23 protein-coding genes and 2 pseudogenes are annotated in these 25,427 nt (G+C 59.0%); 13 read left to right on the forward strand and 12 right to left on the reverse strand.

From position 1 onward, the window contains the following. Positions 1-383 precede the first annotated feature (383 nt). The 3 genes from msrA to JFU37_RS00855 form a co-directional block, all read right to left on the reverse strand. The gene (gene msrA, locus JFU37_RS00845; RefSeq protein WP_201111931.1) at positions 384-890 is read right to left on the reverse strand and encodes a peptide-methionine (S)-S-oxide reductase MsrA; all 507 of its coding nucleotides are present in this window, start codon (positions 888-890) and stop codon (positions 384-386) included. A gap of 16 nt (positions 891-906) precedes the next feature. Beyond that, complete coding sequence (locus tag JFU37_RS31010) at positions 907-1,734, reverse strand: hypothetical protein (protein ID WP_274609920.1); 828 nt, start codon at positions 1,732-1,734, stop codon at positions 907-909. Positions 1,735-2,052: 318 nt separating this feature from the next. Then, on the reverse strand, positions 2,053-2,472 hold the full coding sequence (locus tag JFU37_RS00855) for an organic hydroperoxide resistance protein (protein WP_201111933.1): 420 nt from the start codon (positions 2,470-2,472) through the stop codon (positions 2,053-2,055). A gap of 238 nt (positions 2,473-2,710) precedes the next feature. Here JFU37_RS00855 and JFU37_RS00860 point away from each other — a divergent pair, with 238 nt between their 5' ends. Beyond that, positions 2,711-3,097, forward strand: coding sequence for a c-type cytochrome (locus JFU37_RS00860; protein WP_201111935.1), 387 nt, complete (start codon positions 2,711-2,713; stop codon positions 3,095-3,097). Between the two features lie 113 nt (positions 3,098-3,210). Here the strand turns inward: JFU37_RS00860 and JFU37_RS00865 are convergent, their stop codons facing one another. Beyond that, positions 3,211-3,783, reverse strand: coding sequence for a chorismate mutase (locus JFU37_RS00865; RefSeq protein ID WP_201111937.1), 573 nt, complete (start codon positions 3,781-3,783; stop codon positions 3,211-3,213). Between the two features lie 69 nt (positions 3,784-3,852). After that, positions 3,853-4,179 carry a DUF7693 family protein gene (locus JFU37_RS00870; RefSeq protein WP_201111939.1) on the reverse strand — a complete coding sequence of 109 codons (327 nt, stop codon included), beginning with the start codon at positions 4,177-4,179 and terminating at the stop codon, positions 3,853-3,855. Positions 4,180-4,553: 374 nt separating this feature from the next. Between JFU37_RS00870 and JFU37_RS00875 the strand changes: the two genes are divergently transcribed. From JFU37_RS00875 to JFU37_RS00885, 3 genes are all read left to right on the forward strand, one after another. After that, a complete protein-coding gene (locus JFU37_RS00875; RefSeq protein ID WP_342214900.1) occupies positions 4,554-5,405 on the forward strand; it encodes a hypothetical protein in 852 nt (283 codons plus the stop codon). 342 nt (positions 5,406-5,747) lie between these two features. After that, positions 5,748-6,599: a hypothetical protein gene (locus tag JFU37_RS00880; RefSeq protein WP_342214901.1), complete on the forward strand. Its 852-nt coding sequence runs from the start codon at positions 5,748-5,750 to the stop codon at positions 6,597-6,599. Between the two features lie 12 nt (positions 6,600-6,611). Then, positions 6,612-8,771 carry a lipase family protein gene (locus tag JFU37_RS00885; RefSeq protein WP_201111941.1) on the forward strand — a complete coding sequence of 720 codons (2,160 nt, stop codon included), beginning with the start codon at positions 6,612-6,614 and terminating at the stop codon, positions 8,769-8,771. Positions 8,772-8,885: 114 nt separating this feature from the next. Here the strand turns inward: JFU37_RS00885 and JFU37_RS00890 are convergent, their stop codons facing one another. Both JFU37_RS00890 and JFU37_RS00895 read right to left on the reverse strand, forming a co-directional pair. Further along, positions 8,886-9,578, reverse strand: a complete 693-nt coding sequence (locus JFU37_RS00890; protein WP_201111943.1) for an RES family NAD+ phosphorylase — start codon at positions 9,576-9,578, stop codon at positions 8,886-8,888. Beyond that, positions 9,572-9,976, reverse strand: coding sequence for a hypothetical protein (locus JFU37_RS00895; protein ID WP_201111945.1), 405 nt, complete (start codon positions 9,974-9,976; stop codon positions 9,572-9,574). The genes JFU37_RS00890 and JFU37_RS00895 overlap by 7 nt, the downstream gene beginning before the upstream one ends. 194 nt (positions 9,977-10,170) lie before the next feature. Between JFU37_RS00895 and JFU37_RS00900 the strand changes: the two genes are divergently transcribed. The 3 genes from JFU37_RS00900 to JFU37_RS00910 are packed head-to-tail and all read left to right on the forward strand — an operon-like array spanning position 10,171 to position 13,412. Continuing rightward, positions 10,171-11,460, forward strand: coding sequence for an NAD(P)/FAD-dependent oxidoreductase (locus JFU37_RS00900; protein ID WP_201111947.1), 1,290 nt, complete (start codon positions 10,171-10,173; stop codon positions 11,458-11,460). Positions 11,461-11,485: 25 nt separating this feature from the next. Next, entirely contained in the window at positions 11,486-12,043 is a 558-nt protein-coding gene (locus JFU37_RS00905; protein WP_201111949.1) for a helix-turn-helix domain-containing protein, read from the forward strand. 22 nt (positions 12,044-12,065) lie between these two features. Continuing rightward, on the forward strand, positions 12,066-13,412 hold the full coding sequence (locus JFU37_RS00910) for a glutamine synthetase family protein (protein ID WP_201112630.1): 1,347 nt from the start codon (positions 12,066-12,068) through the stop codon (positions 13,410-13,412). A gap of 360 nt (positions 13,413-13,772) precedes the next feature. On the opposite strand, the gene JFU37_RS00915 is transcribed toward JFU37_RS00910, so the two are convergent. Then, positions 13,773-14,681, reverse strand: coding sequence for a LysR substrate-binding domain-containing protein (locus tag JFU37_RS00915; RefSeq protein WP_201111951.1), 909 nt, complete (start codon positions 14,679-14,681; stop codon positions 13,773-13,775). A gap of 128 nt (positions 14,682-14,809) precedes the next feature. On the opposite strand from JFU37_RS00915, the gene JFU37_RS00920 reads away from it, so the two are divergent. From JFU37_RS00920 to JFU37_RS00935, 4 genes are all read left to right on the forward strand, one after another. Further along, positions 14,810-16,153 carry an NAD(P)/FAD-dependent oxidoreductase gene (locus JFU37_RS00920; RefSeq protein WP_201111953.1) on the forward strand — a complete coding sequence of 448 codons (1,344 nt, stop codon included), beginning with the start codon at positions 14,810-14,812 and terminating at the stop codon, positions 16,151-16,153. A 64-nt stretch (positions 16,154-16,217) separates the two neighbouring features. Then, positions 16,218-17,885 (forward strand): FAD-dependent oxidoreductase, encoded by a 1,668-nt coding sequence (locus tag JFU37_RS00925; RefSeq protein ID WP_201111955.1) that lies wholly within the window; start codon positions 16,218-16,220, stop codon positions 17,883-17,885. After that, the gene (locus JFU37_RS00930; RefSeq protein WP_342214902.1) at positions 17,854-19,059 is read left to right on the forward strand and encodes an NAD(P)/FAD-dependent oxidoreductase; all 1,206 of its coding nucleotides are present in this window, start codon (positions 17,854-17,856) and stop codon (positions 19,057-19,059) included. The genes JFU37_RS00925 and JFU37_RS00930 overlap by 32 nt, the downstream gene beginning before the upstream one ends. Positions 19,060-19,138: 79 nt before the next feature. Further along, entirely contained in the window at positions 19,139-19,936 is a 798-nt protein-coding gene (locus JFU37_RS00935; RefSeq protein ID WP_201111959.1) for a transporter substrate-binding domain-containing protein, read from the forward strand. A 104-nt stretch (positions 19,937-20,040) separates the two neighbouring features. Here the strand turns inward: JFU37_RS00935 and JFU37_RS00940 are convergent, their stop codons facing one another. Further along, positions 20,041-21,468, reverse strand: a complete 1,428-nt coding sequence (locus JFU37_RS00940; protein WP_201111961.1) for a GGDEF domain-containing protein — start codon at positions 21,466-21,468, stop codon at positions 20,041-20,043. A 304-nt stretch (positions 21,469-21,772) separates the two neighbouring features. Between JFU37_RS00940 and JFU37_RS00945 the strand changes: the two genes are divergently transcribed. After that, the gene (locus tag JFU37_RS00945; RefSeq protein ID WP_201111963.1) at positions 21,773-22,438 is read left to right on the forward strand and encodes a M24 family metallopeptidase; all 666 of its coding nucleotides are present in this window, start codon (positions 21,773-21,775) and stop codon (positions 22,436-22,438) included. A gap of 96 nt (positions 22,439-22,534) precedes the next feature. Here the strand turns inward: JFU37_RS00945 and JFU37_RS00950 are convergent. Together JFU37_RS00950 and ahr are read right to left on the reverse strand one after the other, a co-directional pair. Continuing rightward, a pseudogene (locus JFU37_RS00950) lies at positions 22,535-22,642 on the reverse strand (oxidoreductase); the annotation flags it as partial. Positions 22,643-22,709: 67 nt separating this feature from the next. Further along, positions 22,710-23,741: an NADPH-dependent aldehyde reductase Ahr gene (ahr, locus tag JFU37_RS00955; protein ID WP_201111965.1), complete on the reverse strand. Its 1,032-nt coding sequence runs from the start codon at positions 23,739-23,741 to the stop codon at positions 22,710-22,712. A gap of 316 nt (positions 23,742-24,057) precedes the next feature. Between ahr and JFU37_RS00960 the strand changes: the two genes are divergently transcribed. After that, on the forward strand, positions 24,058-24,726 hold the full coding sequence (locus JFU37_RS00960; RefSeq protein WP_201111967.1) for a dihydrofolate reductase family protein: 669 nt from the start codon (positions 24,058-24,060) through the stop codon (positions 24,724-24,726). 61 nt (positions 24,727-24,787) lie between these two features. Here JFU37_RS00960 and JFU37_RS00965 read toward each other — a convergent pair. Continuing rightward, positions 24,788-25,420: pseudogene (locus JFU37_RS00965) on the reverse strand (methyl-accepting chemotaxis protein); the annotation flags it as partial. Between the last annotated feature and the right edge of the window lie 7 nt (positions 25,421-25,427).

Raw genomic sequence — 25,427 nt, forward strand, 5'->3', positions numbered from 1 at the left:
TTAGTGAAGAGCATACAGCATGGAGCAGCCTATTGAGGTTCAGGCAGGCGGATTAACGTTAATGCCGAGCGGCCGATGGCGCCAGCGCGGTCCGGAAATGGCGGGGTTACCCTAATGCCAGTCAGTTAAGAAAATCTGAGGCGAAACACGCTCTTGGTAGCAGCTGGCGAAGCCTGCGTTCGGCTGCGCAGCAGTCGTAAAACCTGAGCGCGAGGTCTTCCTGAAACACTGCGTTGCCTGATTTCACGACTGCTGCGCAGCCGAACGCAGGCTTCGCCAGCTGCTACAGATCGCGTTACGGCTTAACTGACCGGCATTAGGGGTTACCCAGGCTTTTGTGCTGCTGAGTCGGCGACTCGCCAGAATTCGCCTCTATTCAGTAACTAGCCTCGTTTGGGCAGTTTCCAGTTTGGCCGAATGAAATGGCAGGTGTAACCGTTGGGATAGTGTTCGAGGTAGTCCTGATGCTCCGGTTCTGCCTCCCAGAAAGGGCCGGCGGGCGTGATTTCCGTGACGACCTTGTCGGGCCATAGCCCGGATGCATCAGCGTCGGCTACGGTGTCTTCGGCCACGCGCTTCTGCTCGTCGTTGAGATAGAAGAGGGCGGAGCGGTAGCTCGTCCCGAGATCGTTGCCCTGACGATTCCTGGTCGTCGGGTCATGGATCTGGAAGAAAAACTCGAGGATCTGGCGATAGCTGATCTGCGCCGGATCGAACACGATCTCGATCGCTTCAGCGTGTGTGCCATGGTTGCGATAGGTCGCATTGGGTACGTCACCGCCCGAGTAGCCCACACGCGTGGACACTACGCCTGGATAGCGTCTCAGCAGATCCTGCATGCCCCAGAAACAGCCACCCGCCAGAATGGCTGTTTCAGTTCGTGTCGTCATAGTACGGTCCTTCCCGTTATTGGTTACCGATCGGGGTATTGAACTGGTCGGAATAATTGCCGGTCATGAGAGAGGTCGCGACTCTATCCGACCCTACGCCAACGCGAGACACATACGCAAGACGGGCAGCACTCACTTTATCCGCACCATCGGAGGCAACCGCCCCGGCGCCGACATGGTCCGATCCGTCAGAGGCAACCGCTCCAGCACCGACATGGTCCGATCCGTCCGAGGCAACCGCCCCGGCGCCGACATGGTCCGATCCGTCCGAGGCAACCGCCCCGGCGCCGACATGGTCCGATCCGTCCGAGGCAACCGCCCCGGCGCCGACATGGTCCGATCCGTCCGAGGCAACCGCCCCGGCGCCGACATGATCCGATCCGTCAGAAGCAACCGCCCCGGCGCCGACATGATCCGATCCGTCAGAAGCAACCGCTCCAGCACCGACATGGTCCGATCCGTCAGAGGCCACCGCTCCAGCGCCGACATGGTCCGCGCCATCGGAGGCCACCGCTCCAGCGCCGACATGGTCCGCGCCATCGGAGGCCACCGCCCCAGCACCGACATGATCCGATCCGTCAGAGGCAACCGCCCCGGCGCCGACATGGTCCGATCCGTCAGAGGCCACCGATCCGGCGCCGACATGGTCCGATCCGTCAGAGGCCACCGATCCGGCGCCAACATGGTCCGCACCATCGGAGGCAACCCGATTGGCACCTACGCGATCAGAACCACCCTCGGCCAATGCCTGAGCACCTGCAGCCCAGACAGCGGTGACGCCAGAGGGCACCACGACCGTTGCCGCGACTGCAAATAAAACGCCTGAAAACAGCTTGTATTTCATGATCTTCTCCACCACCCGCTAGCCGCAAAGCAATTGAGCACAGCCCACCGTTCGACCCTTGGCGACACGACCCATTGGCTCGGGATTGATTACGTTGTGATAGGCACGGGCGCACCACAAAAGCGCACGGGTGTCGACAATCTGCATGACGCTTGAATAGCTGACTGAAGCAGTATAGATCCGTGGCTTTTCAATGGTTGAATGGTTGATGGACGGGTTGACCTGGCCTGATGACCTGAACCAATGGTGTCGATTCGCGAAGTTTCATGATGTTCATTAGGCTGGGAAACCCAGCGCAGCCTGCGCTGGGTGCCGGGGTTAAACCAGATTGATCGTGACGTCGATGTTGCCGCGGGTGGCTTTCGAGTAGGGGCAGGTCTGGTGTGCAGCGTCCACCACGGCCCGAGCGACAGCAGGCTCAAGGCCCGGAAGGCTGACATTGAGGCGCGCCTGGAGGAAAAAGGCGTTGTCGGTCTTGCCCAGGTCCACTTCGGCATCGACAGCGACGTTGGTCGGCAAGGTCACCTTCAATGCGGCCGCTGCCTTGCCCATGGCTCCGATGAAACAGGCTGACCAACTGGCTGCCAGCAGTTGTTCGGGGTTGGTGCCACTGCCTGAGGAGCCCGGCGGGGAAAGCTTGATGTCCAGACGTCCATCAGAGCTTCGCGCCTCGCCGTCGCGACCTCCGGTGGTGTGAGTCTGGCCGGTATAAAGCACGGTGTCGATTTGATTGATCATGAGTGGCTCCTGTTGAGGCAAAGGGCGTTGAGTGATGACGCCACTTCACTTTTTCACCCTCATGTACCGCGTATGTGTCTTGATCCAATCGTTGTGTAACGCTGTGTAAGATCGCCAGGTAATATACAGACCGACACAAATCACTCCTCAATTCCTTCCCGGCAGCGAGTGGGTTTGCTGCCGGCGGCTTACCGGCAGAATCGTCAGTCTGTAAGCAGCCACTGATTGGGAGCAGAACGTGAAGCCTATCGCCGTATTTACTGCCGCCTTGCTCATTGCAGGATTCCTCAGCACGCCTGCCTTCGCGGTCGGTGATGCTGAAGCGGGCCAGAAACTATTCAGCCGGACCTGTGGCGGCTGCCATCAGGTAGGGGAGTCGGCGCGAGGGGCTTTCGGGCCGCAACTCAATGGCATTATTGGGCGTCTGGCCGGCAGCACGACGGACTATCAGTACTCCAACGCGATGAAATCATCAGGCGTCGTCTGGACCCGTGAAACACTGGCCGCGTACATCGAAAATCCTAAAGGAGTGGTGTCCGGAACCCGGATGATTTTCTGGGGGATCAGCGACCCGGAAAAGATTGAGAACCTGTTGGCTTACCTTCAGACGTTCCAGCCGCAGTAATCAAGACGCGCGCGCAAGTCGATGCTACGTCATAGGGCCTTACTGGTCGCCAGATAGGCGCCCAGGCGTTGTCCCATTTGCTCGCCCAAGTCCTGCAAACTACTCAGTGCCGGTCAGCGATCAACGACGCACAGTTCCCCGGAGGCGCGTATCAAGGCCTGCCCATGCAATTGATCTTTGATCAGGCCGGCTCGCGCGGTACCCAGCCAGCTCGGGCAGTCCGGGTCCTTGCGATAGGGCGCGAAAGCGGCGTATTGCTGCAACAGAAGGTTTTGCAATTCATCCAGCCGAGGCCTGATTTCATTGACGAGGTCCGGCCGTGGCGTATCGGGCGCTTTGTCAGCCGCCTGCCATTGAGCGAGCAGTCCGTACTGCACCAACTTGTTGGCTTCGATTTGTGCGGCGGTCAATTCGGCCACCTCATCCGGGTCCAGTTTCCGGTCAATAGCCATCTCCCTGGCGTTGGCGATGACGAGGGCTTCCCGAGTGCTGTCTTGAATTGGTTTACCACTGTCCCACTTGGTCAGCGCCACCAGGTCAGCAATGATCAGGCGCTCATTCATCGTCACCAGCAGCGGCTGCAAACTATCGGGCGCCGGGGAGGGTGTGCTGGCCTGTGCAACGCAAGCGAGTAAACCGAACAGCGCGCAGGTCAGCCGCAGTGGTAAGCGTGGGGCGCGGGGCATCGGCACACTCTCTTCTGTGGGTTTTCGGCAATGGCCATTCAAGTCGATTCGCGTCATCCATACAACACGCTATTGCGGGTAGTTCGCCAGCCTGCGATCACCTGTCTCGATCAGTAGGCGCTCAACCTGTGCCAGTTCCCAGGTGCTGAGCAAACTGACCGGATCGGTGCCGAAACGTTGCCAGCTGTCGAACTCACCCTCGCGGCCGTCCGGGCTCTGACAACGTTGGCAGTGGCGCAGGTGATTGCCATCGATATCGAGGGTCAGGCGCCAGCCCTCGACATCGACCTGTACCTGGCCGGGTTCGGCGTATTCTTCAAGGCGTTGTAGTGGACGAATGCCCAAGGCGGCGTCTCGCAGTTGCTGGTAAACCTCGCGGGCGGTCAGGGGTTGCACAGAAATCTCCGGTGGGGCCATGACATGCGTAGCGTCGGGGCACAGCATAGACGACAGGATGAAATTTCAGCGAGCTTCTACTGCTATTACTCGGCCATCCCACCCTTAAAATCAGGTTTTTCACGGATTACCGGGAAAGACACGCTTGATCTTCATGAAAAAAATTCGCTGTCCCGGTAACCGTACGCCATCTGCTTGATGATCTTTAATTCTGCGCTCTCCTCAGCGATTGAACGGCGGGAAATGTCAGACGTTTCAGAGAGTGTCGTAGGCTCGGTCCCAAACGCTTTCAGACCCCTCGGATAGCGCTGGATGACGGCCATAACCCTGTTAATACTTCGTTTCTCGACGGAGTTAATTGGCAGGAGCATCAGGTGACGGCACTCCATGGATGGACACCATCCGTTCTCAACAAAAGCCGGTCGTTGCGTCTCATACGCCGACAACTGGCTCGCGCACTGGCAATCAGCACGTTGGCGCTTGCCGTTGGTGGCTGCGTTTTTGCACCAGCAGAGACCTTTACCTTGCAGGCCGAAGTGCCGGCCGATTTCAGGGTCAAGGCGGATGCCTTTTATGTGCCGGCCACCGGCGAAACCTGTGAGGCGCCGCCGCGTGAAAGCGGGAAAGTGGCACCGAATCGCAAGTTGTTTACCAGTGAATACCAGAGCGTTGCGCGCACGGCCGAGTTTCAGGTGCCGCTGACGACGCGTGCGGGTGGCTGTCCGTTGGTGTTGAGTAGTTTGAGGTTGAATTTGCGAGCGAGATGGGGGCCAGACCGCTCTGATACTGATGGCGACTTTGCCAGCCTTTCCTTTTACGACGAACTTGCAGATGACCGTCCAGGTTTTCCAGCCTCTGGCATTCAGGAGTTTCAAGGGCAATGCCAATGGTTGTTTCGCACCATGGGTCCGTATCGCTACATCGTGAAAATCCTGCACTGCCGGGCTGTCGACGCGGATGGACAGATGGTCAAACGCATGGCGGGTGGGGTGTTGCAGCGCGATCAGCTACCGGGCAGGACGGTGACGATGGTGTTCAAGATGGCAGCCGAGGAGAGGCCTTTTGGGCAAGACACCTGGGTCCGCTTTCCGCAAGGTTGGAAACGTTGCCTGGGCGAAAGCCTTGAAGACCAATACGCCTTCTGTCGCGGCAACACTACAGATTTCAAACCTTTCAAAATGCCCGACGGCAGAAGCTGCACCGTCTACCCCAATTGCACTGAATAAGGGAGCAACAACATGACAGTCAAGGAGCAAGACGATAGCTGTTTCAGCAGCAAAATGCTGGTATGCCCACTACGGGGGCATTGGACGAGTTTTCGATTAGTGGACGAGCAGGGCGATGGAAAACCCTATGGCAGGTTGCTTCACACCCTTCGAGACAGTCTTGGTCAGACATGAACACTCTGCACACTTTTCAGCGAGTGCAAGGCTGGAGCTGTCAGACATTTCAGTGACGATTGTAAGTCCGATCCGAAACGTTTTCAGGCCCCTCGGATAGCGCTGGATGACGGCCATAGCCCTGTTAATACTTCGTTTCTCGACGGAGTTAATTGGCAGGAGCATCAGGTGACGACACTCCATGGATGGACACCATCCGTTCTCTACAACAGCCGGTCGTTGCGTCTTATACGCCGACAACTGGCTCGCACACTGGCAATCAGCATCTTGGCGCTCACCGCTGGCGGTTGCGTTTTTGCACCAGCAGAGACCTTTACTTTGCAGGCCGAAGTGCCGGCCGATTTCAGGGTCAAGGCTGATGCCTTTTATGTGCCGGCCACCGGCGAAACCTGCGAGGCTCCGCCGCGTGAAAGCGGGAAAGTGGCACCGAATCGCAAGTTGTTTACCAGTGAATACCAGAACATTGCACGCACGGCCGAGTTTCAGATCCCGCTGACGACGCGTGCGGGTGGCTGTCCGTTGGCGTTGAGTAGTTTGAGGTTGAATTTGCGAGCGAGATGGGGGCCAGACCGCTCTGATACTGATGGCGACTTTGCCAGCCTTTCCTTTTACGACGAACTTGCAGATGACCGTCCAGGTTTTCCAGCCTCTGGCATTCAGGAGTTTCAAGGGCAATGCCAGTGGTTGTTTCGCACCATGGGTCCGTATCGCTACATCGTGAAAATCCTGCACTGCCGGGCTGTAGACGCGGATGGACAGATGGTCAAACGCATGGCGGGTGGGGTGTTGCAGCGTGATCAGCTACCGGGCAGGACGGTGACGATGGTGTTCAAGATGGCAGCCGAGGAGAGGCCTTTTGGGCAAGACACCTGGGTCCGCTTTCCGCAAGGTTGGAAACGCTGCATGGGCAAGAGTCTTGAAGACCCATATGCGTTCTGCCGCGGCAATACCACCGATTTCAAGCCGTTCAAATTACCGGATGGCCGCGAATGCACCGTCTACCCCAACTGCACTGAATAAGGGAGCAACAACGTGACAATCAAGGAGCAAAAAGACAGCTGTTTCAGCGGAAAAATATTGGTCTGTCCACTGCGGGGGCATTGGACGAGCTTTCGATTGGTGGATGAATTTGGCGACGGGAAACCCTACGGCGGCTTGCATTATTCCGTTATCGACAGCATCGGCCAGGAATATACCGGACGGTTAGATGGTGAGGGGTTTGCCAAAGTAGAGAACCATTACCGCGGGCCTGTCGTACTCATCATGGACAAGCGATACAACGGACTCGATCAACCATATGAACAATTGATAAAGCGAGAGTACTACCCCCTCCCCATCACCGAACTCCAGTTCCGCGCCGAACAAACGCGTTTCTTCCACGACGACGGATTTCGGCGTGAGCACAACCCGGCGATCAAGGACGCCGATGTCTTTGTCCAGGTCGAGGTGCGGGACCTGGTGCGTGAAGGCGCGCATTTACCACCGGTGGTCCAGCGCTTCCATGAACCGCAATCGTCGCTGCTCCGAGCCATGAGTGAGCTGGGTATTGGCCCCGAGGTACCGTTCGGCATCGCCCTGAGCCCTAACCAGCACAATGTGCTGGAAGTGCGGCCGATGCGTGCCTTGCGGCCCATGCTGTCCACCGATGACTCGTTTTGTGCGCTGAACCTTTATCAATTGGCGTTGATGGCGACCTTGAGTTACACCGACTTCGCTCAGGACCCGCGCGAAAAACCGCTGGATAAAGTGCGCTTTCCTGAGGACCCGAGCATCGGCAATCTGTTCGGCGAGGCGTTGGCTAATTACCGGGAAAACTGGCGAATCGATAAACACCAGCGCGATCGGTACTACCCGTTGTACGAGGATGTGCCGTATTCAAAACGCCTGGAGATCCTGCCGTTCGACCCGACGCTGTATGCGCAAAACCACCCGGACAAAGGCAAGGACCAGGAACACCCAGCCAACCAGCATTTTTTCGATGACCAGAAAGATGGCGGCGATACCCAGGCGTTTATCTGTCATCACGACGAAGTCGTTCTGATTTCAGTGCGCGGCACGGCCAGTCTTAAGGACGCGGTTCGGGATGTACACGCGCTTCAGGTTCCGTTCGAGGAGGGTGTCGGGCGGGTTCATAAGGGGTTCTACAGCGCGTTTCAGGCGATCAGTAATTTTGTGCGGAGTTATCTGGGCAGATTTTATGTTGACCAGAAGATAATTATTTGTGGGCACAGTCTCGGTGGAGCTATCGCCTTGTTGCTGGCCGAAGCACTGCGTCGAAGCACCACGCAGAAATACAACATCCTCCTCTACACCTACGGCGCCCCACGCGCCGGCGACTCAACCTTTGTTGAAGGGGCCGCCGACCTCGTCCATCACCGCATGGTCAACAACAACGACCCGGTTCCCGGCGTGCCGGCCCCCTGGATGAACGCCAACTGGAAGGTCTGGGTACCGGGCCTGGCGATGACGGTCGTCAGCGGGTACGGCCTGCTGGTGTTCGGCGCCGGTCTGGTGCGTGTCGGCGGTGATCCCTATCAGCATCACGGTCGGCAGCAGCACTTTATGCCCGTAAGTTTCAATGCCAAGGAGTGGTCGGCCGTGTTGTGGGATCCGGATTGCGAGTCCATCGAAAAGGCCGCGTGTACCGCGATGCTGGAGAAGACCCGGCAAGGTGATATGCCGGTGCGCGACGGCCTGCTCGCGCAACTGATCAACTACACAGACCACATGATGGTTGCCAGTTACATTCCTTTCGCCTGGGCGACTTTGCGCCGCTGGCAGCAAACCCAGGAAACTGGCGCGAGCGTTGTTACCGAACGTGAGTACGACGTTGTCGATATCGCTCTCGCGGTGCTCAAGCAGAAACTTCACGAGTATGCCCAGAGGGTGCGCTATAACGAAGGACCGCGTGGCGCGACGAAAGATGAAAGCGCCACCATTGATGCATTGTACAAAGAGCGTGACCGGCTGACGAGAACCCGCAAACGCCTGCAAAACTTGCGCTATAACGGCCTCACCCTGGCTGACGTGTATGGCAGCGCTGCGCAGTCACCGGAGTTCACCGGTAGCGTGGAACGCTGGTTCAAACACGCTGAAAATCGGCGTTTGGAGCAGTATGCAATGATTCCAAGGCAATTGGATGATGGACTTCGGCTGGCCCGCAAGCCGCTGGATATCGATTCGATCAGCTGAGTATGGCCAGCCTTGCATTTAAAGGAATACAAAAGATGCATGACTCATTCTGTGAACCGCGCTTTGGAATTGAAATAGCCCCGTCCCTTGATTGGGCCGGGGTCGTTTTTAAAATCAGGCCTCACTGATCTTGCTGACACTCGTGACCTGACCATTCCAGATCATCTCGTAATGCGCGGCTTGAATAACCGACAACACCGGTCTTGGTGTCATCAACGCCCAGCAATAACTGCCGCGCATGCGCACCGAGTTGTAACGAATGCCGGGACATCCCGCCTTTTTAACGGACCTCCCCAACAAACGGGAATACGTGTAATCGTCAGACGCATAAACAGGATCAGTCATCGCAATGGCTGCAGCATCTTTCATCGCTGCGTCCACAAACGAGCAGGACAAGCCCCGAAAAACGAACCGCTCATAGTTGAGGCTCGGTACGTTCGACCAGTACAGACTCTGGTGATGCCGCACCTCGGCCAGCGCCGTTTCCATGGAGTCCGCCAGATACAGCACCCCAAAGCTGCCATCACTGAACCGCGAACCCGCCGGGTTAACGTGGGTAAAAGGCGCGGTCGCGTATGAGCAGCCAGGAATACCGAACGGGATCTCACGCCGTGGAATCAACTCAAGGCGACCCACTTCATTGTTCAGCCTGGGGTTAGTCAGCGCCTGTATCTGATACAGCACCTCAAACGCGTCTGCGTCCGCGACGTCATCAAACAACGCAACAGGCGGAAACTTTGAATTGACCAGTCGATAGGCCTGTAACGGCTCACCGGCAAACGCTGCCAGTTCGCTCAGGCTCACCATTGCGCGCCTCGCAGTACGTCAATGCGCCGAAAGGTTTCATACAAAGAAATCATATCGCCCTGAGACATGATCTCGAGCGGGGAGCGGCCATTGAAGAACTCGTTGTCGTTGGCCATCGACGGGAAGCCGTAGACGTTTTCCGGGTTATCGAAAACGAGGCGCAGGGCGGCGTGGATGTTGAGCACAAAACTGATGCGCTGCATCTGGTCCGAGTCCAGCGCCACGGCCCAATCGGGATCGCGCTGGCGGGCACGGGTGTAGGTGCTGCGGGAAATGCGCAGGATATGGCAGGCCTGATCGCCGGACGCCGCCCACTTTTCGAGAATGCCGACAGCGGCGCGCAAGCCGGTCACACACTGGCTTTTGGTAAAGGCTTGTTCTTGGAGGGCAACGGCCATGTTCACTACCTCAATGTGAATCCATAGACTCAAATGTAGGCATAAGTAATCTATAGATCAAGTTTGTCGCGACCAGTGGAGATCGACGATACAGCGCTGGCCTTGATCACTTCGATGTAATGCGCATTGCATATATGAAATTTACGCTGTAAATTTTCATGAAATTATAAAAACATAATTTCACGAGGCCTCGAATGTTTCAGCAGTCCAAGCGACATGTCGCCAGCTATTACGCCCACAGTTGCGCCAATCTCCTGAGCGCTCGGCCCGCGCTTGTGGGGGAACACGACACCGACGTCGTGATCATCGGCGCGGGGTTTAGTGGCCTGCACACCGCATTGCGCCTGGCGTTGGCCGGAAAACGGGTGACGCTGCTGGAAGCCAGCCGCGTGGCGTGGGCCGCCTCGGGGCGTAATGGCGGGCAGGCCATTCTCGGCTGGTCGTGTGACATGCCACCGCTGGAGTCCGCATTGGGTTATGAACGCGCCAGGCGACTGTGGGACGGAATGCGCTGGGCCGCTAAGGAGTTGCGTGAATTACCGGGGCGTCATGGGTTCGACTGTGACTATCGGGCTGGGCATCTGTGGACTTCGGTCATGTCGCGCCGGGTCAGCCTGTTGACCGAGTGGCAACACGAGGCCAGTCATAAATGGGGGCATGATGGTTTGCAGTTCATCCCTCGCGAGCAGTTGCCCAATTGGGTGGCCAGCTACCGCTATCAGGCCGGCCTCTTTGATCCCGAAGGTGCTCACCTCAACCCGCTGAAACTGGCGTTGGGCCTGGCTGCCGCTATCGAGCGTGCGGGCGGTCGCATCCATGAACAAAGCAAAGCGTCGAGTTATCGAGAAGAGGGCGGTCGGTTCCGGGTGGCTACCGAGCACGGGGCGATTAAGGCCGACGTGCTGGTACTGGCCTGCAATGCCTATCTGGACCGGCTCGACCCGAAACTGGCCAGTTGCGTGTTACCGGTCGGGACGTATCAGGTCGCTACTGCACCCCTGACGCGTGAGCAGGCCACGGCGTTGCTGCCGACCAATGTATGCGTGACCGATAACCAGTTTGTCCTCGACTACTTCCGCCGCACACCGGACAACCGCTTGCTGTTCGGCGGTGGCTGCACCTACCTGGGCGGCATGCCCAAGGACATCGCCGGTGCAACCCGGCCGTTTCTGGAGCGTGTCTTCCCGCAGCTCAAGGGTGTCGATCTGGAGTTTGCCTGGGGCGGACACATCGACCTCACCTTGAACCGCACACCGGACGTCGGACGTCAGGGTGATCGTTACTGGCTACAGGGGTACTCCGGGCATGGCGTGCTCCCGACACTGGCGGCCGCTCGCGCGGTGGCCGACGCGATTCTCGGCCAGGGGGATGAATTGGCGTTGTATCAAGGCTTGAGTAATGGCAGCTTTCCCGGCGGCAAGTACCTGGCCGCGCCGCTGGAAGCCATCGGCAAAGCCTGGTACCGACTGCGCGACAGCATTTGATGAGTCATTGACCGGAATCCCAGCCATGAACAAGCAAGAAGAAATCGCCGCGCTGGCGATCCTTATTCACGATTTGCGCAAACACAAGAAATTCACCTTGAAGGACCTGGCTGACCAGATCGGTCGTTCGGTGGGTTTTTTGTCCCAAGTCGAGCGTGGCTTGTCTCGGCCAACGGTGGCCGATCTGACGGCGATCAGCGAAACCCTGGGCGTACCGACGACCTATTTCTATAGCTTGCCCAAACCCAAGGTTCTGCCGTGGGTGACCCGGCCGGACGAGCGTCGCACGTTGTATTACGCCAACGGCATTACCGACATTCTGGTATCGCCCAAGATGAGGGCTTCGTTCTCAATGCTCGAAAGTCATCTGGAAGCCGGCGCCAGCAGTGGTGACAGGCACCTGACCGACAGCTCGGAGCAGGGCGGCTACGTGCTCGAGGGTGAGTTGACGCTCTGGCTGGGTGACGACGAAGACCCTGTCACGTTACGAACCGGCGACAGCTTTCAGTTCGACAGTCACACCCGTTGCCGTTACGGCAACCTTACCGAGCATCTCACGCGAGTGCTCTGGGTCTACACCTGATAACAACAAAGGAACAACCATGATGGATGCTGCCTGCTCTGATTTGCTGTCCGAAGTGCGCGCTTTTCGCCAACGCTACCCCGAGGTGCGTTATGTCGACCTGATTTCCCTGGACATCCCGGGGCATTTTTACGGCAAACGTTACCCCGTTGAGATGCTGGAAAAAGTCGCGGCCGGCAGCGCGCTCAAGCTGCCCCAGAACTGTGTACTGCTGGGCGTGCAAGGCGGGTTATTCAAAATCGGTGACTACTGCTTTAACGACGGTGACCCGGACGCGCTGCGTCGACTGGTCCCCGGCACACTCAAACCGGTGACCTGGGAAGCGCAGCCGCTGGGACAGATGCTGATCACTTCGGACGGCACCGAAAAGCCGATTGTTTTCGAACCGCGCGAAGTGCTGGCGCAGGTACTGGATCGGCTGGCGCGCAAAGGCATTCATCCGGTGGTGGCTTTTGAGCTGGAGTTCTACCTGTTCGATAAACAGCTGCGTGACGGCTTGCCTCAGTTCCCACGGGATGGCTTGACGGACGATGCCGATGATCAACCCAACATGCACATCGAGCGTCTCTCACGCTTTGCCCCGGTGCTGGACGAAATGGTTGAGGCGACGCGGGCTCAAGGCATTGATGCCACCGTGATTACGGCCGAACTGGGTCCGGGTCAGTTCGAGATCAACTTTGGTCATCTTGATGATGGTCTGCGTGCTGCCGACTGGGCCGCGCTGTTTTGTCGTAGCACCCGTGGCGTCGCGCTCAAGCACGGCTACCGCGCCAGCTTCATGGCCAAGCCTTACTTGCAGCACCCGGGCAGCGGCATGCATGTGCATGTCAGTCTGTATGACAGTGCCGGCAAAAACCTGTTGGCGGCGAACCAACAGCAACCGCTACGCCATGCCGTGGCGGGGTGTCTGGAACTGCTGCCACACAGCATGCCGATCTTCGCGCCGAACCAGAATGCCATGCGCCGCCTGGGCGGTACGGTGAACGTGGCCACACAAGCGAGCTGGGGTTTCGAAGATCGTGATGCGTGCTTGCGCATACCGGAGTCGGACTCGAAAAACCTGCGCATCGAATATCGACTGGCCGGTGCCGATGCCAACCCCTATCTGGTGCTGGCGGCGATTCTGGTGGGGCTGGAACATGGTCTGGAAGCCGGCAAAGAACCCATCCTGCCGCTCAACGAAGACCGCAACAGTGGAGTCGACTTCCCGCTGGAAATGCTCGAAGCCGTTCGCGCGATGCAGCATCAACCGCAACTGCGCGAAGGCTTGGGGGCTGAGTTCGTGGATGTGTATTGCGAGAACAAACGTCAGGATCATCTGGCGTTCCTGCAGGAGATCAGTGCCCGGGAGTATCGCTGGTATCTGTAATGGGTGGGTGTTGATGGCATTAATCAATCGCCCGGCGGGCCTGAAGAAGACACCAGCGGCCTACGAAATATTCGCAGCATATCGGCTAATGCCAATCAGTTAAGCCGTAATGCGATCTGTAGCAGCTGGCGAAGCCTGCGTTCGGCGGCGAAGCCGTCGTGAAATCAGCCGATGCGGTACATCAGAAACACCTCGTGCGCAGGTTTTACGACGGCTTCGCCGCCGAACGCAGGCTTCGCCAGCTGCTACAAGAAGCGTGTTGCACCTGAGATTTCTTAACTGACAGGCATTAAGCGTATTGGACAACCACACCATTGCCAAGCTGTTCAACAGCAGGCAGCGGGTGAACCAGGCGCTGGACTAAATGGCAATCTCTGGCGTGCGACCTAAACCGGCTCCGGCCACTTCCTGTTCCAGCCAGTCGAGGAACTCGGAAAAGCCGCTTGAGCGTTTCACCCGTTTTGGATAGACCAGCGTGTACCGTCCACCGGTAATGACGCTGCCGGAATGCACTCGCGTCAATTGCTGGGTGAGCAACTCGTCGCGTGCGAGAACGGCGTCGACGAGCGCGATGCCCTGACCACATTTCACGGCGACGATAGCGGACTCCAGCGTATCGAAAGTCAGGTGAGCATTATCGGCCCCGGTTGAACCCGGGTAGTACTCTTCCCAGCGGCGCCAGTCCAGACGATCCATGCTCGAGTCCACGAGCCGCGCGGTTTTGAGTAGCTCTTGCGGAGTTGTTCCGGCGAGCAATACCGGCGAGCACACCGGAATCAGTTCCTCTTCCCACATCTCCAGTGCTTCGAAGTCGGGCCATGTGGCTGTGCCGTACGCGATCATGGCGTCGATCGATTCAAACGCAAAGTCGGGAAAGCGGTGATACACCGTGTCGACACTGACAGACACTTGCGGGTGCAAGCGATAAAACGCCGTAAGCCGTGGAATCAGCCAGCGTGCTGCCATGGTCGGATGCGCGCGCAGGCTGACGCTTCTGCCCACGGTCGCGAGCATGTGCGATGCATCCGACAGCAGGCCGATGACCTGCTCCGCAACCGGTACCAGCGACCGGCCTTCGGCGGTGAGCACGATTTTGCGCGTGTGCCGCTCGAACAGGCGGTTCTCCAGACGCGTCTCCAGTTGCGCAACCTGCCGGCTCACCGCGCTCTGGCTCAGGTTGAGCTGCTCACCTGCCTTGCCAAAATTGCCGGTCTTCGCAACCGTCAGGAATGCCTGCAAAAGCTCGATGGATGGCAGTTGGCGGCTCATGTTTTCTATGCGCTCCTCGCATGGGATTGATGCAGATACATCACTGTTCTTTCAAATGATCGGGGCACATTCTTAGCCGAAATATCGACGCCACGCTACGCGTCATTCTCAACCTGACGGTCCCCCTTATGAACACCCCAATAGCGGCATTTTCCACCGTGTCGGCGTCCCAGGACCTTTTGCCTCGTGAAGTCGACGTGGCGATCATCGGCGGCGGTCTGATGGGGTGTGCGTGCGCGTACTACCTTAGCAAAGCGGGCGCCAAGGTTCTTGTCCTCGACAAAAGCATCATTGCGGGTCAGCAATCGTCACGCGCGTGGGGCTTTGTTCGCCAGCAATCGCGTGATGAAGCCGAAGTTCCGCTGATGCAAGCCAGCATCGAGATCTGGCGCTCGCTGGAACACGAGCTCCAGACCGACCTGGGGTGGCGCAATGACGGCTGTCTTTTCGTCGCGGGCAATGAGGCCGAACGTGACGGATACGAATCTTGGCTGACGGTCGCACGCAGCTTTTCGGTCGATACCGTGATGCTTTCGCCGCGTGAGGTGGCCAAAAAACTGCCGGGTTACGCCGTCCCGCAACTCGGTGGTTTGTTTACCGCCAGCGACGGTCAAGCGGAGCCCACGCTCGTGGCACGCGCCTTCGCGATGCGCGCCCGGGAACTGGGCGCCCACATCGTCGAACAGTGTGGCGCCAAAGGCATCGATGTCGCCGCCGGCCAGGTCGTGGGCGTTGAAACCGAGCGGGGCTACGTGAAGGCGAAAACGGTGGTGTGCGCGGCGGGCGTCACCACGTTCCGCCTGCTGAAGATGCTCGGCATCTCCCTGCCACAGCAACTGGTCAGGGGAACGGTGGCGCGGACCACGCCCGGACCGATGCTCAGCGGCATATCCACGATCGCCAACGGCGTGGGCTTCCGGCAAAGGATAGACGGCAGCTTCAACATCGCAGACGACGCCCATGTCGATGTCGACATGACGCTTGGCCATCTGCGCGCACTCCATTGGTATGCGCCTTCGCTGTGGGTGCACCGTAAATCGTTTCGCTTCAATTTGAACGGTGCGTGCCTGACGGATCTGCGCCAGCGCCTGCCGTGGTCGGAAGCGACGCGGCTAGGCGCGGGGATTCACCTGCGTAATCCGCTCACCCACCCGAATGACAAGGGGTTGGGAATGGCCATGCGCGCGCTCAAGGCCGCGTTCCCCGGACAGGTGAATACGCACATCGCCGACCGATGGGCTGGCGGTATCGATGTTTTGCCCGACGGCATTCCCGTCATCGACGCGCAAGCGTCGCCGCGCGGCCTGGCCGTAGCCACCGGATTCTGCGGCCACGGCTTTGCCATGGGTCCCATCGTGGGCAAAACCCTGGCGAACTGGATCGACTCTGGCGATCCAGGCCTTGATATGCGCCAGCTGCGTCTGTCGCGATTCGCCGAGGGCGACGTCAAGCCGCCGTCATCGCTGTTCTAGTCGATAGCCCTTTGTTAACGCTCATGCCTCAACACTCACGCGCCTACTTCCCGGGGGAAACACGGTGACACGACATCTCACGCCCAACATCTACTACGATCCCGCGTCGGTGGCAGGCAAAGCACCGCCTATCAGCGACGAGACCGATATTCTCATCGTGGGCGCGGGCCCGGCGGGACTCGCTGCCGCACTGACCGCCGCTGGGCATGGCCTGCGCGTCACACTGGTAGACGAAAATCCGGTCCCCATCGAAACCATGGGGGAGGAGGTGCCGCTTCATTTCGGTGGGCGGATGGGCGCTGCGGTCTCTAACCGCAACAGCGTGCTGCAGACCCTGCTCGACGCCCGCCCGGAGATCGCCGATGCGCTTGAAGCCGGTGTCGACGTGCGGCTCGGCACGGCGGTCTGGGGACTGTTTCCTCAACAGCGCACCACGGCGTGGATCGAGGGCTCCGTCGCTGGCCTCGCCGATGACAAAAACGCCTGGCTGCTGCGCTTCAAGCAGGTGATCGTCGCCGCCGGAAGGCGCGACATGGGCCTCGCCTTTGACGGTTGGCATCGCCCCGGCGTCATGGGCGTGAGCGCCGCGCAACGGCTGGCGACTGTTTACGACGCGCTGGACTGCAAGCGCGCCGTGCTGGTCGGTAGCGATACGCAAGCGCTAGCGTCGGCCCATGCGCTGATCAGCAAGGGCGTGCAAATCGTTGCAATCATTGAACAGGCCGGACACGTGAGTGGCGATCCAGCGCTGCTTGGCCTGCTGGTCGAGCACGGCGCTCAGGTGTTGACCGGGCATGTCGTTCGCGAGGCGGGCGGGGATGCATTCGGCGTCAAGCGGATTACGGCGGTCGCTGTCGACACGGCGGGTCGCCCCGTTTGCGGGTCGCTGAACGAAATCGAATGCGACACGGTGCTGCTTGGGGTGGCCGCCATTCCCGCGATCGAACTGGTCGAGGCCGCGGGGTGTCGCACGTCATTTCAGGCCGGCCGCGGCGGCCACGTCCCGGACACGGACCCTGTGCAGCGCACGTCGTTGCCGTTCATCCTGGTGGCTGGCGACTGCGCCGGCGTCTGGTCATCGAAAAGCCTCGACGACAGCATTTCCCGGCGCGAAGGCCGGATCGCCGCGCACACCGCGCTGGCCGCGCTGGGTGTCGACAGGGGACCTAACGACAAAGCGCCAATGCCCGACGAGCCTGTCTGCGATGTTTCTGTCAACCGCGCAGCATGGGTGCGCGCGTCCACCGTCCACGCACAGAACGAACCCTTCGTGTGCCTGTGCGAAGAGGTGACGGCCAGCGAAATTCTGGCACAACAGCCGCCGCGTTATCTCGACTGGACACCCGCCGACACGGCGGTGCAAAGCGTGATGACGTCGTCGCAGGCAAACGGCTCGCCCAACCCGGATGTGACGAAGCGTCTCACACGGGCCTGCATGGGCCCCTGCCAGGGACGTCGTTGCCGCGAACAGGTGGCAGCCTTGCTCGGCATCGGCGCCGGCGTGAGTGTCGACGTCATTGCGCTGGCCTCGTTTCGTCCTCCGGTCCGCCCACTGTCACTGCAGCAGGTGGGGCAGATCGAAGAAACACCGCAGATGCACAGCCGATGGGATGCGTGGTTTGACATGCCGTCGCAGTGGACGCCGTTCTGGCTGTGCGCTGGGCAGCAGACCGTCGCCAGGCGCCCGCAAGACGCCATCCGTGACACCAACCCGCCGCACAACGAGGGCTGACACCATGCAGGCAGTTACGAAATCGTCCACCCGTGCGTCCGTCGTCATTGTGGGGGGCGGCGTGACCGGATTGAGCGCCGCCTGGTGGCTGGCCCGCGATGGCGTCGATGTGCTTGTTCTCGAAGCAAGCTTGATTGGCTGGGGCGCCTCGGGCCGTAACGGCGGTGGATGCTCACATCACCACAGCCCGCTGTTTGTCGAAGAACAGCGGCTCTGGCCGATGATGGACGAACTGCTCGGTTACCCGACCGAGTATCGCCCGGACCGGATCAGTATCGACCTCAACGAACATCAGCTTTCGCTCGATAAAAAAGTCGTGGACGAAGCCGCCTGGTACGGGTTGCGCGCCGACCTCCTGGACCCTCAGCAGGTTCGGGAACTCGTACCCTTTGCTGGCGATAATGTGCTGGCTGGCTACTACTACCATTTCGGCGGCCACGCCAATCCGCACCGCACCCTGCAGGCCTACGCGTGGGCCCTGCAACATCTCGGCGGCCGCGTTCTCGAGCACACGTCCGTTGTCGCCATCGAACGCCAAGGCGACCGGGTGACGGGCGTGCGCACCGCACAAGGCCTGATCGCCTGCGACCACCTGGTGATTGCCGCAGGCCCGCACACCGGTGAATTGGCAGCCCAACTCGGCGTAGACATTCCGCTCGTCAGCGCGCGTGCCGAGATGATCGTTACCGAACCGCTCCCGTTGATGGAGGTCGGCGGTGTGGATGGCAATGGTTTGTATGGTCGGCAAACCCTGCGTGGCAACCTGGCGTATGGCGGCGGCCCGCACGAATGGGTCGACCTCGCCGATCTGCGCGGCACCCGTGCGCAGTCGACACCCCTGCAATGCAGTATCGCCAGACGACTCGCCGAACTGTTCCCCAAGGTCGCTCACAAACGGGTGATTCGCAGTTGGGCAGGGTTCATCGAAAATACCCCGGACGGTCGCCCCGTCATCGATCGTCCGGCCGCGCTGGATAACGTTATCGTCGCGACCCTGTCCGGTGTCGGTTTCGGACTCTCGCCGGCAAGTGGTCATGCCATTCGCGATCTCGTCGTCGACGGGACGTGCAGTTTCGCCGACCTGTCGAGCTTCTCGCTCACACGTTTTGCGGCCCTCGAGCCTGACTGGCAAGCCATTCAGGGATGGCTGCCGTTGCCCGTACCCGGGGTGTAGAAGGTTTTTCTGAAAATCGCTGCACGCAATTGGACTGTTCTATTTGCCACTCTCCTCCTGACAAAAAAAAGGATCGACCATGAAACGAATGCTCCGCAATCTGGCTGTGCTGGCCTCTGTCGGCATGACGTTGTGTTCCTTTACGGCTCCCGCCAGCGCAGCGGCGGAGACGCTGCGTTTTGGTGTTGCCGCGGAGCCTTATCCGCCGTTTCTGGTCAAAACACCCACCGGGCAATTCACCGGTTTCGAGCCCGACCTGATCCGGGCGCTCTGCGAGCAGATGAAAGCCGAGTGCGAGATCAAGGAAGTGGCTTGGGACGGCATTATTCCGGCGCTGCTCTCCAACAAGTTCGACGTGCTCTTCAACTCAATGGGGATCAGCCCGGAACGTCAGAAGGTCATTGCCTTCTCGCGCCCTTACTATGAGACGACGGGGATTTTCGTCGCCCCGAAAAACGTCAAGCTGACGCTGACACCGGAAGGTCTGGCAGGTAAGGCCATCGGTGTGCAGGGCTCGACCACCAATGCCGAGTTCATCCGCACCGCTTATGGCTCTGCATCGGGCATTCGTATCTACAACACGCAGGACGACTGCAATGCCGATTTGCTGGCTGGCCGTATCGACGTCATGTTCCTCGACAAGCTCGGCGACATCGATTTTCTGAAGTCCGAAGACGGGACGGTGTTCGAGGAGAAAGGGACCGGCAGCGTCAAAATGGACCCCTTGCAATATGGCCTGGGTATCGGGGCAGGCCTGCGTAAGAGTGACACCGCACTCAAGACGCGAATCGATCAGGCGCTCACGCAATTGCATGATTCGGGCAAGTACACGCAAATATCGGAAAAGTACTTTCCGGTCGATCTCTGGCCACAATGAAATCTGAGCAGCGAAGAAGAGTAGGGGAGGCTATTTCACCGAGCCTCCTTGCCTGATAGCTCCGGGTATCGGTGCCGACGCTTTCAGCGACTTCGAGATGATGGTCAGGGCAGAGGTTGGAGGCTGGTTTTGAGGGCAGTGACCACACGGTTACGGCCTTCGTGTTTAGCGTGATACAGGCGTTGATCAGCTGTACGCAAAATGGCCTCGATGGTGTCGCCGTCGCGGCCAGATTGCGATACGCCGATGCTCACTGTGACCACGGTTGACCGCTGCAAGCCATGAAAAGAATTATTTGCAACGGAGCTTCGCAGACGCTCAGCGATGACGTGCGCGCCCTCAAGTGAAGTCTGAGGTAGCAGTATCATGAATTCTTCACCGCCCACTCGGGCTACGCCGTCATACGGCCGGATGGAATCGAGGCATTTCTCCACGAAGCTCTTCAGGATGTCATCGCCAACCTGATGCCCGAAGCGATCGTTGATGGACTTGAAATTATCCAGATCGAGCGCCAACACGGAGAACGGCTCACCGCCGCGCTTGGTCCGGCCAATTTCGACTTCGACCCGCTCCATGAACCGACGCCGATTATCAGCGCCAGTCAGTGGATCGGTCGCCGCAAGGTGCCCGAGTTCTTGATTGGTACGCTGGAGTTCCTGCAGGGCGCTCTCGGTATACGCCATCGCTTCGGCAAGACGCACCATCAACTCCTCTTGGCTGTAAATCTTCGAGAACGACCGCGTGGTGAGGAACGCTTGCACTACCCCATAGCTCAACATGAAGAATCCACCGGCGAAGATCGCATGAGCGAGCCACCACATGTGGTTCCACGGACGTGCAAGGATGAAGGCAAGGGATGACAGCGCGAACGCGGTGACCGAGATGACAAAAATCATCATCAGCGGCGAACGGATACGGCGCAGCAGGAGCACTGCCACAGTCAATGTGGAAAGAACGAGGGCACCACCTTCCATCGAGAGGCGCACCGCGAGATTGCCGGCGATCGGCGAATTAGCGACGTACGCCACTGCCACGTCAACCAGCAGGAACAGTCCTATCCAGGTCAGCCACGGGCGGGCCTTCATTCGTTGGTCCGCGGCATCCGGTGGGCGGTGGTACGACAGCATTCCGACTAACAGCAGAATCGACATGACCAGTCGAGAGGCCGGACCATAAAGCAGGAAGAGCCAGATATTGTGGTGTGCGAGCCCGGTGAATGCACCATGCAACGCGTAGATCAGCACAAAACCGAAAAAGCCAAGCGTCATCCAGCGCAGCAGCGGGTCTCCCGATGACTGATAGCAGCGCCACGTTACGTAAGTAACAAACAAGCCTTCCAGGGTGGCTGCCGTGATCGCAATGATATGGAACAGGTGGTTCTCGAATATAAGGGTGGGGTCTTGAAAGAAGTATAAGTAGCCAATCAGATAGGCCGGAACAAACGCAAATCCTGCGAGCAGCAAGTAGGCGTAAACCTTGACGATGAGGCGAACAGCTTCAGGTGGCTCGCCGGTGGCGATGAGATTGCTCATGGTTCCCTCCAGTTTTAAATCCATTTAGCTAACACCGGTCCGGTATTGGAGCCGCCAACATGCCAACGGTCCCTCGCATCATTACGCCAATAGGGGATGGACCGATCTATAGCATTTCAATATTAGACGCCTTACCCGTTTCTGCTGCGCAAGCAGGTAAAAATGTCCACGCGAGTTTCGGTGCTGGAAGTTCTCATCAGGCTGGATCGAGGCGTGGGTCATGGCTGTATCTTTATTAATGAATATCGCAATATACAAAACTACATAGCGCCTGACCTGCGCTTTCTTACGAAAGGAATGACTGATGACCACGGCTCTGGGCAGCAAAGAAGCGGTAGGTGAGCGTTACACGCTGGAATCGATGCGCCACGCACAGCAGATGACCTGGGAGGCCATCGAGCAGATTGCTCGTGCCATTTCGCCAGGCATACGCGAATCCGAGGCACAGTTGCTGGGCAAACAGATTTTGTCCGAACTGGGCATGGATCGAATCTGGCATCCACTGCTGATCCGCTTTGGAGCCAATACGCTCAAGACGTTCAAACAGCGCTCCGATGGCGATCCTGAATTGGGTGACGAAGACATTTTTTTCATCGACTTGGGCGTGGTATGGCAAGGGCACGAAGGCGATGCCGGCGCGACGTTTATCACCGGTTCCGACCCGGAAATGATCGCCTGTACCTTGGCTGCCAAGGAGCTTTTCAATCGGGTTGAGAGCTTTTGGCGTAGCGAGCGGGTTTCCGGCGTGGAGCTTTACGACTATGCAACCGCTCAAGCGCAGGCCATGGGATGGAAGCTCAACCTGGACATCAAAGGCCACCGAGTCAGCGATTTTCCTCATGCGATTCACCGGGGCGGTGACCTCGGTCATTTCGAGCATTCTCCGAACGCCGGTCTTTGGATTCTGGAAATCCAGATCGCCCACCCTGAGCGTCCATTCGGCGCGTTCTACGAAGACTTACTCATCTGATCGGCTTTCACTCAAGGAGTCCCCATGACCTGCGACATAGAGCAACCGGTTCTGTTGTTCTCCTAGGCCCCGACAGGAAGGCTCGCGGTTCGTCTATCAGAACGCCGGTGCGGTGGGGCGCAGAACGATCTCGTTGAGGTCCACGGCCGCAGGTTGTTCGATCGCGAACGCAACGGCGGGGGCTACGAAGCTAGCGGGAATGGCATGAAGCGAGGCTGCTGTAATAGCGGCAGTTGAAGGCGCGTGCGGCATTACCCGACGCGCCAGTCTGTCATTTGCTGGCGTCCAGCACGACGCGGTAGCGCGCCTTGCCACTGCGCAGGTGATCGATGGCTTCATTGACCCGGCTCATGGGAAAGTGCTCGACCTGCGGCAGGATCTGATGACGTGCGCAGAACTCCAGCATGATCGCGGTGGTACCGGGCGAGCCGACCGGCGAGGAGGACAAGCTCTTTTGTTGGGGAAGCAGGTCGAACACGTGCACTGGAATAGCGCCGGGTACGGCGCCAACAAAATGCAGGCGACCTTTGCCGCGCAGGGTTCCGAGCATGGCCGTCCAGTCGAGGTCGGCGTTGGCGGTGATCAGGAGAAAATCCAGGGTGCCGGCAATGGCTTTCAGCGCGTTACTGTCGGTAGAGGCGACTACATTGTGTGCGCCCAGGCGCCTGGCTTCGTCCTGCTTGCTCAATGACGAGGTAAAGGCTGTGACTTCGCAGCCCCAGGCGTTGAGGAAGCGCAGTGCCAGATGACCGAGGCCACCGATGCCCACCACACCGACCCGGTCAGTGGGCTTGACGTCGAATTCCAGCAACGGGTTGAACACCGTCGAGCCGGCGCAGAACAGGGGGCCGGCCAGGGCCGGGTCGAGTCCATCCGGTATCGGAAGGGCCCAGGCCCAGTGCGAACGCAGGCGGTCGGCGAAGCCGCCGTTGCTGCCGATGATGGTCGGTTTGACGGTGCCGCATAAGTGATGGGAGCCGCCGATACACGAGGAGCAATGCATGCAACTGCCCTTGTACCAACCAATGCCCACCCGTTGTCCTACTTCGAGCCCGCGTACCTGCGCGCCCACTCGCACAATACGGCCGACCACCTCATGGCCGGGGATAAACGGGTATTGGCTAATTCCCCAATCGTTATCGATCAGCGACTGGTCGGAATGGCAGACGCCGCAATACTCCACCGCGACTTCCACTTCCTCTTCCCCCAATGGACCGGGATCGTAGCTATAGCGTTCCAGTGGAGCGCCGGCCGCCATTGCGGCCCAGCCGGTGAAGGTCGAAAGTTCGGTACTGTCGCTCATTAGGCACCTCCAGATCAGGAGACAAGGCTTTGGCCGTTCAGGCGCTGCAGCGCAGCCAGAAAAGTGTAGCGTATCGCTTGCCGTTGTCTCAGTTGCCGATAGCAGGGGGCAACACATCAATCGTTCAGAGAACACTCCATTTGAGCTGCTTTTCATCCCAATTTAGAAGGGTGCAAAATGGCATGAGCTTCATGCAAAACCAAGCCGGGAGCCGGTCTCCTTGAATTTTTCTGCGGACTGTTATCCAGAAGCGGCCGGAGTGATACAGCGGAATTGGCGTCGAAACAGATAGTCAGGCGGCAATCGAAAGGGAGGCATGAAAATGACACGCGTCCGAGTTGAGGGCTTTACGATCTCGCTTGACGGATACGGAGCGGGTCCGAATCAGGACATGAGTCATCCGCTCGGCGTGGGCGGGACAGATTTGCACCAGTGGTTAGTCCCGACACGCACGTTCCAACGGACCCTGTTTGGCGCCGACGATGGCACAACGGGGATCGATGACGACTTCGCTGCGCGGGGCTTCAAGAATGTTGGCGCCTGGATTCTCGGAAGAAACATGTTCGGACCGATTCGCGGTTCCTGGCCCGACATGAACTGGAAAGGCTGGTGGGGGGACAACCCGCCCTATCACGTGCCAACGTTCATCTTGACTCATCACGCGCGCCCGCCCATCCAGATGGAAGGCGGAACGACATTCTACTTCGTCACGGGCGGTATTCACGAGGCGCTTGACCGGGCGCGCGACGCAGCCAACGGAATGGATGTGCGCATAGGCGGCGGACCTGACACTATCCAGCAATATCTTCGTACGGGCCTCATCGATGAGCTGCACATCGCTATCTCGCCGGTCCTGCTGGGCGGGGGAGAGCGACTGTTCGAGGGGATTGACGTGCGCGCTCTAGGATACGAATGCGTTCAGTTCGTTGCGTCGCAGAAAGCCACCCATGTTGTACTTCGGCGCCAAGGGCACCATGACGCCTGACAACCGGTTGCTGTCCATCGCAACGAGCAGCAAACCACCCAAAGCAGTAACGCGTTGAGCGCTACTGATGAAACGTACGCCCCAATGCATCCAGCCGAACAGCAATCGGCGGTAAACGCTGGCTGCTAAGGGCTAGCGTTTCCACATCGTCTGCCGTGTTTTGCGCGATGGTCTGCACCGACTGCAAGTGTCCGATGATGTCGAAACTCGCCGTGGATTGTTCGCGGGTCGTGGTGACTATGCGCCCATTGAGTTCATCGATTTGCGATATATCGCTGCCTATCGCCTGCAACAGGGTCGCCGCCAGAAGGCTGTCTTCGACACAACGCTCCACGCCTTCGTGGCTGGCATGCATGGCCTCGACGGCCTTGCGACTGCCTTGTTGCAACGCCTCGATGATCGTCCTGATCTCCTTGGTTGAGAGCGCCGTGCGTTGCGCCAGGCTGCGTACTTCATCGGCGACAACGGCAAAGCCTCGACCTTGCTCGCCGGCGCGCGCAGCCTCGATGGCGGCGTTGAGAGCCAGCAGGTTGGTTTGTTCGGCAATGCTGCTGATGACTTCCAGAACGGTACCGATTTGCTCCGCCTGTCCTGCCAGCGCTTGCACGGTATCGTTGGTGCCTTTCAAGCGCGACGCCAGCTGCGTGATTTCATGCTGGGCGCGGTTCACACTTTCCTGTCCTCGTGTGATTTGGGGACGA

Origin of the sequence: Pseudomonas sp. TH41 (assembly GCF_016650695.1) — a bacterium.
Lineage (GTDB): Bacteria > Pseudomonadota > Gammaproteobacteria > Pseudomonadales > Pseudomonadaceae > Aquipseudomonas.

What these genes read in the sequence shown, in the direction of transcription:
- msrA (WP_201111931.1), bottom strand. Translation starts at nt 890, where the DNA reads ATGACGACACGAACTGAAACAGCCATTCTGGCGGGTGGCTGTTTCTGG.
- JFU37_RS31010 (WP_274609920.1), bottom strand. Translation starts at nt 1,734, where the DNA reads ATGAAATACAAGCTGTTTTCAGGCGTTTTATTTGCAGTCGCGGCAACG.
- JFU37_RS00855 (WP_201111933.1), bottom strand. Translation starts at nt 2,472, where the DNA reads ATGATCAATCAAATCGACACCGTGCTTTATACCGGCCAGACTCACACC.
- JFU37_RS00865 (WP_201111937.1), bottom strand. Translation starts at nt 3,783, where the DNA reads ATGCCCCGCGCCCCACGCTTACCACTGCGGCTGACCTGCGCGCTGTTC.
- JFU37_RS00890 (WP_201111943.1), bottom strand. Translation starts at nt 9,578, where the DNA reads ATGGTGAGCCTGAGCGAACTGGCAGCGTTTGCCGGTGAGCCGTTACAG.
- JFU37_RS00895 (WP_201111945.1), bottom strand. Translation starts at nt 9,976, where the DNA reads ATGGCCGTTGCCCTCCAAGAACAAGCCTTTACCAAAAGCCAGTGTGTG.
- JFU37_RS00900 (WP_201111947.1), top strand. Translation starts at nt 10,171, where the DNA reads ATGTTTCAGCAGTCCAAGCGACATGTCGCCAGCTATTACGCCCACAGT.
- JFU37_RS00905 (WP_201111949.1), top strand. Translation starts at nt 11,486, where the DNA reads ATGAACAAGCAAGAAGAAATCGCCGCGCTGGCGATCCTTATTCACGAT.
- JFU37_RS00910 (WP_201112630.1), top strand. Translation starts at nt 12,066, where the DNA reads ATGGATGCTGCCTGCTCTGATTTGCTGTCCGAAGTGCGCGCTTTTCGC.
- JFU37_RS00915 (WP_201111951.1), bottom strand. Translation starts at nt 14,681, where the DNA reads ATGAGCCGCCAACTGCCATCCATCGAGCTTTTGCAGGCATTCCTGACG.
- JFU37_RS00920 (WP_201111953.1), top strand. Translation starts at nt 14,810, where the DNA reads ATGAACACCCCAATAGCGGCATTTTCCACCGTGTCGGCGTCCCAGGAC.
- JFU37_RS00935 (WP_201111959.1), top strand. Translation starts at nt 19,139, where the DNA reads ATGAAACGAATGCTCCGCAATCTGGCTGTGCTGGCCTCTGTCGGCATG.
- JFU37_RS00940 (WP_201111961.1), bottom strand. Translation starts at nt 21,468, where the DNA reads ATGAGCAATCTCATCGCCACCGGCGAGCCACCTGAAGCTGTTCGCCTC.
- JFU37_RS00945 (WP_201111963.1), top strand. Translation starts at nt 21,773, where the DNA reads ATGACCACGGCTCTGGGCAGCAAAGAAGCGGTAGGTGAGCGTTACACG.
- ahr (WP_201111965.1), bottom strand. Translation starts at nt 23,741, where the DNA reads ATGAGCGACAGTACCGAACTTTCGACCTTCACCGGCTGGGCCGCAATG.
- JFU37_RS00960 (WP_201111967.1), top strand. Translation starts at nt 24,058, where the DNA reads ATGAAAATGACACGCGTCCGAGTTGAGGGCTTTACGATCTCGCTTGAC.